The organism is Rubripirellula obstinata, from assembly GCF_001642955.1.
GTDB classification, from domain to species: Bacteria; Planctomycetota; Planctomycetia; order Pirellulales; family Pirellulaceae; genus Rubripirellula; species Rubripirellula obstinata.
On sequence record NZ_LWSK01000015.1, the window covers coordinates 14306 to 28689 of the forward strand.

The 14384-nt window shown below is 52.9% G+C and carries 4 protein-coding genes; 3 read left to right on the forward strand and 1 reads right to left on the reverse strand.

Annotated features, from left to right (window positions below; all coding sequences use genetic code 11):
* Positions 1-9: 9 nt before the first annotated feature.
* Positions 10-8907, reverse strand: coding sequence for a type I polyketide synthase (locus RC85_RS06780; RefSeq protein WP_068260263.1), 8898 nt, complete (start codon positions 8905-8907; stop codon positions 10-12).
* Positions 8908-9285: 378 nt separating this feature from the next.
* On the opposite strand from RC85_RS06780, the gene RC85_RS06785 reads away from it, so the two are divergent.
* The 3 genes from RC85_RS06785 to RC85_RS06800 all read left to right on the forward strand — a co-directional run bounded on the left by RC85_RS06785 (position 9286) and on the right by RC85_RS06800 (position 14350).
* Positions 9286-11037 (forward strand): B12-binding domain-containing radical SAM protein, encoded by a 1752-nt coding sequence (locus tag RC85_RS06785; RefSeq protein ID WP_068260266.1) that lies wholly within the window; start codon positions 9286-9288, stop codon positions 11035-11037.
* Between the two features lie 846 nt (positions 11038-11883).
* Positions 11884-12933 carry a glycosyltransferase gene (locus RC85_RS06795; protein WP_068260273.1) on the forward strand — a complete coding sequence of 350 codons (1050 nt, stop codon included), beginning with the start codon at positions 11884-11886 and terminating at the stop codon, positions 12931-12933.
* 208 nt (positions 12934-13141) lie between these two features.
* Entirely contained in the window at positions 13142-14350 is a 1209-nt protein-coding gene (locus tag RC85_RS06800; protein WP_068260276.1) for an O-antigen ligase family protein, read from the forward strand.
* Positions 14351-14384: the final 34 nt, after the last annotated feature.

The following is a 14384-nucleotide window of genomic DNA, read 5'->3' on the forward strand; positions in this document are numbered from 1 at the left end:
AAACGACTTTTACCCAAGCCAACCGACTTGATATCCGATTAATCGCAAGACAATCTGTCGGTTCAGCCCTACAAGAGTCGCCGTCATTTCGCCGCCATTGTCGTGATCGCCTTCCCAGACGACGCAAACTTCTAGCGGCTCGCCGGGCACCGGCAGTCTTCCAAATTCAATTCTATCAAACCCAATCGGCAAGCTTGGCCGACCGCCAACACGATAAGCAAGCATCCCAGCAGCATAAAGGACCGCGTCCATCGTCGCCGGTGAAAGCTTCCATCCGGCCAAGGGACGTGATTCGCCAGCCAAATGTGCCGGACTGGGCGCGACAATTGTCCCAACCGCCATCGCTGATTCACCGTCTCGAAAACCGATATTGCGCAAACATTGTAGCGATGGACCGTGATACACCGGCGCATCCGATTCCAGATACTCGATCGGATGACGAACGATGTCCGACGCGTCCATTGCATCACTTGGCAAGATCAACTCAGGCTTTTGTTCGCCAAGTTCAATCTCCGCGGTAAAGTGCTGTCGTGCAGCTTCGACCAAACGACCATCACGCCGGCGCAAATCGCTAACCAGAATCCATGAATCATCCTGACGAACGATTTCAATCGCAAACGCATCGTCGGCCAGGCACTTCAACGGACGAATCGCGCGAACGTTTCGGCATGCGACTACCTTTTCCGGGCCTCCGCTTAATTGCGAAGCCGTGGAAGCCGCTTCGGCCAACATTTCAATCGCCATCACGAATGGCAGCGTCGGACGGCCGCCAACCAAGTGCTCTTTCAAGAAAAGATCAGTCGTCGGATTCAATGTAACTTTGAACCCAGATGTATCGACGGCCAATTGATCCAATCCGTTCTCCGACGGATCTAGCATTGGACTTTGGATGCGACCAGGACTTTTGTTGCAGTCCATCGAATCATCGGGAAAGAACTTTCGGACGTAACGCCTGTCCGTGATCAGGACTTCGGTTTCGCTGCCACCATGTTCGATCTCGTTTAGGAAATGCTGCAAGCCTTCATGGGCTGGCATGAATTCCATTCCGATCATGTCCAGGGCCAATTTGGCTTCCGGTTTGGTAGCCATGCCGATGTCGCCCCACGCATGCCAATGAAATGTAAAGCAACGTGTGGCTGGACGTTGAACGGAAAGACGACCAATCATCTTGGACAACATGTCGTTGGCCGCCGAGTAATCGGTATGCCCGTTCGCGCCAAATCGCCCGCTGATCGATCCGAATCCAATGAAGAATTCCAGTGGATCATTCACCGTTGCTGATGCCAACGCAGCACAGCCATCAATTTTGGCTTGCAGACATTGCTGAACTTTCTCAGGACGTTTGCGATCAAACCGAGCGTCTTGACCAGACCCCGCACCCTGAATCACACCGTGAATCGGCCCATCAACTTGACGGATCTGATCCAGGATTCTGGCAACTTCATGTGCATCAGAAACATCGACACTGTGATACGTTGCCCGAATCCCCAGGCGACTACACTCGTCGAGCGTCTGATCAATCTCGATCGCTTTTTCGTAATTGCGCCAATGCTTGACGGGGTTTTCACCTTGGCTTTGGATCTTGGCCATCGTCTGCCGGCGCAGTGCTGGCCGATCAGCCTTCGCCGCTGCCCGTGTTTCAGGATCAATGGCTTGAGCCTTGGCCATGCCCAGCATGTGAAGTTTTAAACCATGACGCTTGGCCAATTCCATTGCCGTCATCGCGGTGATACCGCGGCCACCTCCGGCGACAATCCAAGTTCCGCCTGCGGTGATTTCGTTCGCGTTGGCGAAGTCTTCAATCGGAGCATACCGAACACAGGTTGCCAGCCGATCTTCACCCGACACAGCGACCTCTTCTTCGTAGGACGGCACGGCAAGCTCACGCCAAACTCCGTCGGCAACTTCACCTGCCGAAGCCCGATCGATGGCGTCAATCACCAACATTGGCGTGTCACGAAAGCCTCGCATCCAAGCTTCGATCAGCATTGCCTTCGTCATGCCCGCAATGCCGCCCGACTCGGACGAACCGCTGCTGAGTTCGGGGCTCCAATCGAAACCGAAGTTTCCGGTTCCGTTGACGACTGATACCAACGTTGATTGGTCCATCACATCGTCGTCAATCGTTTGTTGCATCCAGCGTTGACAAATTCGGTAGGGAACCGACAGTGCTGGTTGACTTCGGTCTTCCCAAGCATCGGCATCGGTGGTCAACCAATTGGCGTCTTTGTCGTGCGGAGTCGTGATGAAGACATGCCGTGAAATACCGTCCTGCCAAATCTGATCCAACACCGCATCAATGTCATCGATCGGTTTCTTGGTCTTGATTTGATGAATCGGAAAACCGGATTCTTTGAACCGAGCCATGATGGCCTTGGCGACCGGATTGCTGCCGATGACTAATCCCGGACCATGAAAAACGGGTTCGGTCGGCATGCCATCCAACCGCGGCGCGGCCCGCATTCGCATCACAAACCGATGCGTCCCTTGGCTGGGCGCGTCTCGGTAACCAATCTCCTTAGTGCTGGAATTTGGTTCTAGCGGTGAATGCTTTTTTTTTTCGCTTACCTCAATCGAATCAAAACGATCGGTGGCTAAATCATCGCCGACACTGTGTTCGCTTTGCAGATGTTCCAGCACGTAGGCGTGAATCGAAGCCAGGGTTGGGAAGTCAGACAAACGTAGATTTTGATCTCGCAGCGATTGCAGTTGGTAAGTGGTTTCCAGTTCACCAAGCAATTGAGCTCGTTTGATGCTATCGACGCCCAACTCGCCTTCCAGATCCGCATCCATGTCAATGATGTCTTCGTCGTAACCGGTTTGGTCAACAACTAAGTCGATGATCATTCGCTGCAAGGAATCCGAAACATCGACGTTGTCAGAAACTTCGCACTCCGCTGCCGCAACCACCGCAGTCGCAGCTTCTTCGTTGTTGTGATCGCTGTTGTGATCGCTGTTGTCATCGCTGATCAATCCTAGAATGTCTTCAAGCGACGCGAACTGAGCCAATCGCATCGACTGTAGATCAACATCCAGATTGCCCCATTGCACAATCTCGCCGATAAGTTGTGCCTTCTTGATACTATCGACACCCAATTCACCTTCAAGATCGGCATCAAATTCAATGATGTCCGGATCGTAGCCGGTTAGGTCAACGACAAGATCAAACAAAAACGCCTTGGCAGAATCTCGCATCCCAACCGTCGAAGGTGATGCCTTGGTCGCGACGGGTTGGGTGGCGACGGGTTGGGCCGAAGCCATCGCAGGCGACGTCGAAACGGACTTCGTCATTGCAGTGGCGGGTTTTGCGACTGGACCGATCGTTCCCACCGTGCGTTTTCGCTTCGTTACATCAACCACCTCAAACGCAGAGTTGGTTGTGGCCGGTGCGACCGCATTGACGCGACCGTTGGTTGGCTTAACAACCTCACTCGCCGAATCCGTTGTTGCCAATGTGGTTGCTGTGGTTGCTGTGCCCAGTGATGAATTACCCTGTGATGAACTACCCTGGAACGCTTCGATCGCCAGGTCCACCAGCCGATTTTGTTGATCGTGGTCACGATTCAAATCGTCCGTGGACAGACAAATGGCTCGACCGGTCGTCGAAGCGGTTGCCAACCGTGTCATCACATCGCTTGGACCGACTTCGACCATTAAACCGCATCCATCGGCGGCCAATCGGTCAATCGCCGGTGCAAAACAGACTGGTTTGGTCAGTTGATCAATCAGGTTTTCTAAAACGTCGCGAGGTTCCGCCAAGTAGCGAACCGAGATGGCCGACAGGTAACCAAACTTGGCGGGGCGAACGGATTGATTCTCGAATTTCGCCGCCAACAGATCTCTGGCGGGCTGCATGCCTGGTGTATGGAATGTCGCTGGCACAGGAATCACGACCGACGCCAAACCGGCTGCCGACAACGCTTTCTTTGCCGCCGCAATGGAATCCGATGATCCCGCAATCACAGTCTGCTCGGGTGCATTGTGGTGCGTGATCGAGTAGACAATCGATTCGTTTTGCAGGGTTGCCTTGACCATCGTGGGTGATGACCGAATCGAAAGCAATTCGCCTTCTTGTCTCGCACAGGTGACCACGGAATCGCTGCGATACTTTGCGAACTGAATCGCTTGCAGCGTGGACATCACTCCGGCGGACCATGCTGCCGTGCATTCACCAAAGCTGTGTCCAAGGACGACATCCGGCCGATGGCCACGTCGCAGCAACGAATCAGTCATGGTGGCACCCACGGCCAAAACCCACAACTGAGTCCACCAAACGTCGCGGCCAAGCATACGATCAGGATCATGCAGGCGATCGCTAACGCCAGCCAAACCTAGCGATTGCAACTGGGCATCAAAATCATTCAAGAAGCGGATCGCTTGCGGATCTTTTTGTAGCAGCGCGGGAACTTCTGGGTATTGCGAACCCTGTCCTGGGAACAACCAAGCCGTCTTGTCGCGGTCACTCGGGAAACGAATCCAGCCAAGCCCTCGCCTGAGCGCGGTCGTTTGACCGTCGGCGAAAGGCCCATCAAAAATGTCACCAGCGACTCGTTGAAGATCGTCCGACGTCGCGCCAACGATCCCGACTTGATGCAAACCGCTGCTATCAGTTGCAAATTCTTTGACGATGGACGTACCGCCACCCGAAATGCCGTTTTGCTGAATGCTGCGAAGCGTTTGACCAAGTTCTTCACGACTCGATGATTCGATCCGCAAACAAACCGGCGCATCACCCTGCGATCGAACCGAATCAATCGCAACAGCAGCCACTTTATTGCTGGGTCGGGCAATCGGCTGGTTGTTAGTGTGAGCTGTCATGTTCCGGGCTGACATCAAGTTGTCGGTCTGTTTGGGAGTCGAGGAGTGAGCTGAGATTTGATATTCGATTTGATAACCGTCGTCAGCGGTTTCCAAAATGGTGCAGGGTCCGTTTGACCCGGCGGAATCGGAACCAATGGTCGATGCGATTGTTCGGACAAGCCCTTGCGCTCCGCCAAAATGCCCCAACTGATTGACTAGTTGGTGAGCTGAAAAAGTGTCCTGAGACTCGGATTGTTGATAAGCTTCGCTTCGCGACTGGGCGACGTCATCGGCCCAGCTTTCGCTGATTCCATCGATCACGCCAAGGATATTACGGCCTTGTTTGACGGCATCGTCAAGTCGTTGTAACAGAATGCTTGCCACCCCTTCGCCTGGGAAGATCTGACTTCCATCTTTGGGTGAATCATTCGCATCACTAGCGTCGGCAAGCTGATTTTTTCGATACAACTGTTCAAATGCAACCAAATCCATGGCTCGATGGGTCGCACCGCAGATCACCAAATCGACGTCACCGGCGTTCAAACGCTCGATCCCGGACAAGATCGCCAAGCCACCCGACGCTTCTTCGGAATCAACCGCGTAGGCTCCGCCCATCAAATTGAAAATCCGAGCGATCGCGGAAGCCAACGTGCTGGCGGTGAATCCACCCGTTTCATCCAACAACGCCGGATAACGCTCCATCACAACATCGCGGAACTGTTCCGCGAATTGATCCATCTCCGATGGCCGAACGCCAGCCGCTCGGGCATGTTGGCGAAGATGCTGTTCCAGTTCGGGCAACCGCAATCCAACCTGCAGTTCATTACTGAACTGGCCGCCAAAGATCGTGCCGACTGAAACGCCGACTCGCTGGCGATCAACGGTCCAGTTTTTGGGGTCAAATTCTTTGTCAAACTCATTCAGCGATTGTCGAACGGCCTCGATCAGCATCAATTGCGCCGGGTTGGCGTTGCGAACCAACTTTGGCGGTATGCGATAGGATTGAGCGTCGAACTTGAAATCTTGAACGTAACCGCCGCGGCAATGGGGAACTCGAAACGCACCTTCACCGATACCAACCAACTTTGATCGATCGGTCGGATCGACAAGCCAACGGCCAGCGGGCGGCTGCGAAATTTGCTTCGCACCGCTTTTCAGAACGTTTTCGAGCGACTGCACGCTGTCGCAGCCTGGTAACACGACGCCGCGGCCGACAATCGCAATCGGAGCGAACTTGCTGGCTGATTTCACGGCACTTTTCGCCTTCGCAGGGACGGTCGCTTTGCCTTCCTGGGCAATTATGGCATGGGCATTCAAACCGCCAATGCCAAACGCGTTGACGCCCGCGACGCGAGCGCCGCCTTGTTTCTTGGCCCAAGCTGTTTTCTTAGCAACGACTTGCACCGGAGATTCTTTCCAGTCGTACAAGTCCGTCGGTTCAGAAAAATTGATCGACGGTGGAATCTCGCCGCGGCCCATCGCCAACAAGCACTTCACCATTCCGACCAACCCTGCTGCTTCTAGCAGGTGACCAAGATTACTCTTGACGCTGCCAATCAACAGACGTGATTCACTCGCGTTTTTCTTTGATGCATCCTCGTTCGTGTTTTCAGACAGAATCGAGGTCAGGCTTTCCAATTCGGTTGCGTCACCGACTTGCGTACTGGTGGCGTGGCATTCCAGGTAATCCACTTGCAGCGGTTTGCCCAGGTGTTTCGACGCACGCTTCATTGCCAACTGTTGGCCTTCGCTTCGCGGTGCCCACAAGCCCTTGCCTTTTCCATCGGACGCCACACCAACGCCCTGCACGACAGCTAAAATTGGCAAGCCAAGTTCACTGGCGACACGACGTCGGACCAGAACGACGCTAACGTATCCTTCGCTGCTGATCAGACCGCTGGCGCGTGAATCGAATGGATGCGAATTGTCGTCGCTGCATGCACCGGACTGGGAAAACAACGCAAGGTTGTCCACGTTGTTGAATGTCGCACCGCCGACTAAAGCAATGTCCATGCGATCTTGAGCGATTGCCAATGACGCGTGTTGAAGTGCGATCAATGATGATGAACAGGCAGCATCAATGACTTCGCGGCGACCTTGGATTCCCGTCAACCGAGCAGCCAACGAGGCAGCCGAATAAGCATTCAGTTCCGGTCCGCCATCGTCGGTTCGCTTTGGTCGCGTCGAGCGAATCGAGTCGGTCATCGAATCGATTAGGTTGAGTTTGGATGGTTGATCCAGCGCGGATCCGATTTCGGTTTGATCGATCAGGCTGGATGCTGCTTCGGCCATCGTCGCCATCGCCAATGGGCCGCCGGATTGCGTGCCGCCGCTGTGTCCAACGAACACACCGGCGCGGCCGACGTCAATTCCGTCGATTTGGTTTAACTGATCAACGCCAAAGGTTGCACGAAAAGCGTCCGTGGCCACCTGAGCAAATTGACGGTGCGTTAGGTCAAAGTCACCCAGCTTTTTGATTTCTTTTTCGACACGCTTGCTGAGTGGTTTTGGGTCAACGCAACCGCCCATTTCAGTGTAGGTTTTGCCAGGAATTCCTCGTCGCGAATCAAAGTAGAGCGACCGGTCCAGGCGATCAGCCGGCATCTTGGCGATCGCGGATATACCGCCGAATAGCAGTTTCTCGAAGTCGCCTGCGTCGTTGACTCCGCCAGGTAAGCGGACGGCATAGCCGCAAATGACCACGTCGTCAGGATTGTTCGCTTCTTCCGCTTGCTCTTGTGAGCCGCTGGCCGTAAGGCCTCGGGCAACGTCGGGAGTAACGTCGTCAGCCCGGCCGCTTACGCGTCGCGGCTCACTTGGGGATGGGGTGCTGACAGCCCGGTCGCTTACGCGTCGCGGTTCAGTTTTGGGCTGGGCGCTTCGCTTGGATGGCATCGGGGCTGACCAGTTTTGAATCATATCCAACAACTGGTCTTGGCCGATCGATGGCGTTGGGTCCAAGTCGGTGGTGGCGATCACATGATCGATGTTGGTGCGATCAAAAGTCGGGTCGTCGCGGAAGTACGGCAGAAACGTTCGCACGAACGGGTCCGCCATTTGGTCGATCTCTTGCTTGACGTTCTCTGGTATCGATTGCGGTTTTGGTGAACTGCGTTTTGGACTAACGCGACGTCCGCTAAGCCACTGTTCCGTTGCAATGCGAAATGCAGCATCGAGTGTTTCGATCGAGGTGCCGTCGGTGGTCGTCAAGTGATGCGTGACACCGTGATGACGCGGGTCGTCAATGATGGTCGCAATCGCTCTGGCGATCCAATCGACGTCAATCAAGTTCTTTCGTTCGTCGCCCGCGAATCCCAGATTGCGAAACCAGACGCCATCTTCGGGCAATCCAAAACGAGACGCCAGCATCTGATACATCGAGTAAGCACCATAGATCGTTCGGTCGCCTGAAACGGGGGCCAGCCCCGTGCGATCAATCACGATCGACGGACGGTAGGCGGTCAACGATTTTGATCCGAACGCATCCTCCACCATCGACTCGGCAATCGTCTTGCTGCGTTCGTAATCGTTGGCGAACTCTTGGCCAACGTTGGACTCGCTTTCCAAAACGCGACCGCTGCGGATACCGCAAACGTAGGCCGTCGAAATGTGGTGTAGTGATTCAATGCCAACCTTGCCGCAGAACTTGATCAGGTTCTCTGTGCCGTCCACATTGGTTCGATAGGGTTCGTTCTCTGGACTTTCCGACGCGGGAGCAAAGCTCAAGCTGGCAGCGCTATGCAGCACCCGATCACATGATTTGCGGATCAGCTTGGAATCAGCTTTGCCGAGCCCAAGTCCGGGTTGCAGCAAATCGCCCTGCATCACGATCGGGCGAGGCAACGCGTGGCCCCAATGATTCTCGAACTTGGAAAGGATCGCATCGATCCGATCAGCCGCCGACAACTTGCCTTTTCCTCTGGCAATCGCAAGCAGTTTGCCTTTGCTTCCTGATTCTTTGTTTCTGCGCAGCAATTCCGCAATCACATACGAACCGACCATGCCCGTGGCACCGGTGACCAATAACGCCTGTGGCATCGGTTGTGATTTGCGTTTAGCGTTCAAGACGTCCTTTCGATGTTTGTGGTCTGCGGATGGCTTGATCATGGGCACAGTCGTAACGGGTGGTTTGGATCGCGAGAGACTGCTTGGGGTCTCACGTCGCTAGTGTATTTTGATTTTGTGGTCGATAAACCCCGGCGATCCGTCCTCTATGACTCCAGCGACAGTCCCTACGCCGCCGGTTCCTCGGGTCTGCGGGCATAACCGCCATTACTCATCCTGATTCGCCAAACCTCCCACCCTAAAAGCAAGAAAGCCAAGTTTCTCACTTTATTATCAAATCCGGCAGTTAAAATCGGGTCACAGAACGGGGAAAGGCCCTAACCGTTACGATCGGTACCGGCGGGGAATTCCATTGGAATCGGCTCTCGGGTTGATCCGACGTTGAACTCGCAGCAAGCACGACACCCACCTGGATCACTGATGGTCGCTCAATCATTCGCAGCAAACCAAAATCTATCTCACCAATCTTCAATTGCTGACGGCCCAGATGGGCCGATTCGGTGTTTGTTGATTCAGCCAGCTTTTGAACAAACCAACTATTGGAACTTTGTTGAAAGTGCCAAAGCCATTGGTGCCAAGGCGACCGCGCCTCCGCTTGGGTTGATGACCGTGGCAGCTTTGCTTCCCGAAGACTGGGAAATCCGGCTCGCCGATTTGAACGTTCAGCCAATCAACGAAGGCGACTGGCAATGGGCTGATGTGATCTGCACCGGCGGAATGCTGCCGCAGCAACCAGGCATTCTGGAACTGATCGAGCGATCAAAAGCGGATGGAAAATTTGTAGCCGTGGGCGGCCCCGATCCGACCAGCCAACCGCAAATCTACAGCGACGCCGATGCAGTCGTGATGGGCGAAGGCGAGTTGACAATCCCGATGTGGTTGGACGCGTGGCGCGAAGGCAATCCGAAAGGCGTGTTTGAATCGAAGTTAAAACCAGACGTTACAACGACTCCGACGCCACGTTTCGATTTGATCGACTTTAACGATTATTTGCACGTTGGCGTTCAGTCATCGCGCGGATGTCCTTACAACTGCGAATTCTGCGACATCATTGAACTCTTTGGTCGGCGTCCCCGAGTCAAGAAACCTGAGCAATTCCTTGCCGAATTGCAGAGTCTGTATGATCTTGGATATCGCGGCTGGGTTGATTTCACGGATGACAATTTCATCGGGAATCGAAAACTAATCAAACCGTTATTGGTGGCACTGAAACAATGGAACGAAGATCACAACTATCCGTTCGTGTTCTCCACCGAGGCCAGCGTCAACCTGGCTGATGACGAAGAATTGTTGCAATTAATGCAGGACGTTCAGTTCCGATACGTCTTTTTGGGAATCGAATCACCCGATGAAGAAACACTGATCCACACGCAAAAACGAATCAACACGGTTCATCCGTTGATTGAACGCGTGCGAAAAATATATTCCTACGGTATCTCAGTCGCCGCGGGCCTGATCATTGGCTTTGATACAGATAAACCGGGGACAGATGGGCCGATGATCAAGTTCATTCAAGAAAGCGGTATTTCGTTGTCGATGGTGGGGTTGCTGAGTGCTTTGCCCAACACGCAATTAACCCGCAGATTGACCAAAGAACGACGCTTGATCGATGCAGACCACAACTGGATCAGTGACGCCAAGGCGACTTACGAGCTTCGCAGTACGGAATCCAAAGATCAAACGATCAGCGGTCTGAATTTTGTGACGACGCGTGATCGAGTTGAAATTTACAAGGAACTTCGCAACATTATCGAAGCGGTTTATTCCCCCGAGGCTTTTATGGGCCGCGTGATGGACACCACTGGGCGAATGAATATCCAAAACAAGCACGTTCCCAATGGCTGGGAATTTCGTCGAATGTTCAAGGGTTTCCGCACGATCGCATGGCGATTATTGGCCGATCGCCGAACCCGATGGCTTTACTCAAAGAACTTTGTCCGTGCCGCGATGATGGGACCAACCAAATTCGAGTACGCTCACACCATCATGGGAAGCTTCCTGCACTTCGATTTGCAAACACGTCGAATCCTAGAATCGCTTGACCTATCGATCGACTTCGCAGAAAACCAAGCGACGTATCCTCGCAGCGTTGCGGACATGCCACCAGCCGATGCTGACAGCTTCACCAAGATTGAGTTGCCGATGGTGTCCGCGCAAGCAAGCGATTGCTGAGACGGATTGTTTCCTTGGAAACGGACTCGCATTGGACACCTACCATCGCCTCAATTGCACGGCCAACGCTAGCACTTATTGCAAGCAGCGAAAATTCTCGCTCTCGGCAATCTCCGGCAAATTGTATTGAAACTCCGCGATCCATCGGAGCTACGGTTGTGGGGTTACGGTTATAACGAATCCTCCAATGCTACTGAGACCGTGGGGGGTGTCTTAACCTTCGTCCGTTGACATTCTGTTGTAAAACTGTTTGTGCCTTACATAATCGTCTCGAGCGCTTAATGAAAAAGTTTCTTGCGTTGGCGGGTATCGGTTCAATTAAACTTGACGAGCAGCGTCACCCAACGCCGTGAAGATTTTTGGTTTCGGAAAACACGGATCAGTTTGTTTAACCGCGTGGGCATCGCCCCGCGCGTTTCGTTTAGCGTGGACGCGCGGGGCGATGCCCACGCGGTTAAACGGTTTGGAAACCCTTTACGGCGTTGAGCGTCACCCGAGCGCGCATTCGCTGCTTGTCACGAACGCGCGGAGCATTGATACGGCAGTTTTCGACAAGCTGACTGTCAAAATTGCCATTAAGTTACCAATCAAGCCGATGTTGCAAATACACTGTGCCCCCACGAGCATCCGGCGCAAAAACGCATCTAGCTAAGCTGGATCAGAATGTGAACTATTCAGCGTAAAACGTTTGCGCCATTACCCCTAATCGATTTAGAGTGAACCAAGACAGTGACTTACGCGGCCTTTGCTCTACTACTCGTAATCTTTTACGTCTACGTCGGATATCCCGTACTTCTAAAGCTCGCTTCTACAAGACGGCCCAGTAGTTTCGGTGAAGAATCAAGCATGACCTCGGACACAGACTGGCCATCTGTTTCGGTCGTTGTAACCGCTCACAATGCCGCACATCTTGTTGCGGGGAAATTGGACAATCTATCAGCGGTGGAGTACCCGGGAGAGCTTGATGTTAATTTTGTGCTCGATGGTTGCACTGATGGAACGTCCAACGCAATCAGCGAAAATCTGAGCCAAGTTTCTTGGGATGTTCACGTCGTTGAAACGGACGTGCGAAATGGCAAAGAGGCAGCAATTCGACATGCGCTACCGCGTCTTAGCGGGGAAGTGTTAATGTTTTCGGATGCTGATGCCGAAATGCAGCCAGACACCGTGTTGGAGTTGGTAAAAAAGCTGAAGGAGCCAGGTGTTGGCGTTGCTTGCGGACGCGAATGGCACCTCAGTCGCAACAAAGGTAGTGCGGGAGAGGGTCAAGGTTTATTTTATCGCTATGAAGACTTAATCAAGCAAATGCAAGAAAAGTGCACGTCACTTTGCTACGTGCAAGGTGGTGTTTTTGCGATGTGGAAGAACCTTTACCCGGACGAGATACCCGTTGGCTGCACCCAAGATGGAGTGATTGCATTTGATGTTGTGCTGCAGGGTAAACGCGTGGCGTTTCAACCGAGCGCTGTTTCGCAGGAGTATTACGACCTCGGAATGCAAGCCGATTTCGCGCGCAGAATCCGAACCGTCAGTCGCGCTTTTTACTCAGCTTGGTGCAGACGCCAGGTTTTTAACCCCGCACGAACTGGATGGTATGGAGTCCATGTCTTGAGCGCTCGGGTGCTTCGATGGATGGTCTTCCCTCTCGCACTTACGTCACTTGCGATGTTAATTGCAACCTCCATCATGGGTGATCGCCTTGCAATGACCGTGCTCCTCTGTTTCTGCGTTTGGGCGATTGCCACTTTTCTTGGCTTTCTAACGGAAGTCTCAGGCAAAAGAATTTCAATTCTCTACTTGCCATTCTATTTTACCTACATTCACCTCGCTGCCATGCTAGGAGTGCTCCGAGTGCTCTTTGGTAAACGGACAACAACGTGGACGCCAACGCGTTAAAATACCGCGGAAGCGGCCGGCGCGACGACGCGCGGATCGTTAATCGTAAAACAGATACTTCCAACCTAATCGGACACTGAAGCAGACATTTCTATGAGCAAGCACCTGGGCCAACTCCTGCATTTCAGCTCCACAGAGCACGGCAAATTGACGCGTAATCGCCGTGATCAGATTCGCCCACTTTCCTTAATCCGAGCTTGAGTCTTCCATGGCTTTCCGCATACTCCATCCGTTGATTGCTGCATTGTTTGCCTTTGGGCCTCTGTTCTTTGCGATGTTCGCAAATTCGGTTGTGGCACAAGCATATCTTGGTTCGGCAATTGCACTTTCCAGCCTGATCATTCTTGAAAGAGTTTTTAACAGATCACTGCCTACTTGGACACTGTTTCTGCTAATGGCTGCTAGCGTCGTCATGATTTGTTACTGGGCACTGCTATTGGCGTCCGGGTCCGGTGTTGATTCTGCTGATACCTTCAAGGTGCTGGGACGTTTAAGCATCATGCCACTGGTACTATGTGCCGCCGGACTGATTGATTGGAGACGCCCAAGTGTTATTCGTTGCGTCTCAATCACTGCGATCGTCTTGCTAAGCCTGTTTACATTGGTGCACTTAAATAATGGAATGACGACTGGGCTCATCTTCTTGGAGCTCCACAGTAATTTCCTGGGTATCATTGGCGGCTTTGCCATTATTTTCGCTTTCTACTTTCGGCGTATAGGGCGTTCCTCGATCCTAAATATACTGCTCGCAGCTGTCGGATTAATTGCCTGTGTGTGTTCGGTCAGTCGAACCTCTTATGCCGTCGTGATACTGTTTTTTGGAATCTATTTCATTTACTGCTTGATTGGAGTTCGACCAATCACCGCGTTACCTGCCGTCGTCCTAACGATAGCGGCGGCGATAACTCTGTCGCTGTCTTGGCCCAATTGGATTGAACATCCTACGGTGCAGCGTGCAAGCGAAGTATCGATGGAGCATTTAGGAAAGCGTTTAGGCGGAGGGCGAGCGCTTATGTGGCAAAAAGGTAAAATGCGTTTTGAAAAGAATCCTTGGATCGGCACTGGCACTGAAGCACATGCAGATTGGACAGTGATAAAGAAAAACGGCGAGGTATTAAAATTGTCAATTCATAATTATTATTATGCTGTGCTTCATGAGAGCGGAATAATCGGTCTAGCAATTATCACAGCGTACATCATGGCGATTACCTGGGTACTCAGCACCGGCCACAACATGGATTCAATGACGCTGGGGATTGCGTTTCTGCTAGTGCTGCTGATCCATCAAATCACCGAAGTTTCTTTAACCACAGGATCTTTCATGGTCGGAATAGCGATGTGGACTGGGCTTGGCGCAATGCTTTCGGGGTCCAGGTCCATACCTGTCGATCCTAGGCGTGCTGTCAGTCTATGGTGAATCCGTCCTTCGTCAGTTCGAATAGCTGGACAGC

Coding starts and splice junctions, on each gene's coding strand:
- RC85_RS06780 (WP_068260263.1), bottom strand. CDS start 8,907: ATGATCAAGCCATCCGCAGACCACAAACATCGAAAGGACGTCTTGAAC.
- RC85_RS06800 (WP_068260276.1), top strand. CDS start 13,142: ATGGCTTTCCGCATACTCCATCCGTTGATTGCTGCATTGTTTGCCTTT.
- RC85_RS06785 (WP_068260266.1), top strand. CDS start 9,286: ATGGTCGCTCAATCATTCGCAGCAAACCAAAATCTATCTCACCAATCT.
- RC85_RS06795 (WP_068260273.1), top strand. CDS start 11,884: ATGACCTCGGACACAGACTGGCCATCTGTTTCGGTCGTTGTAACCGCT.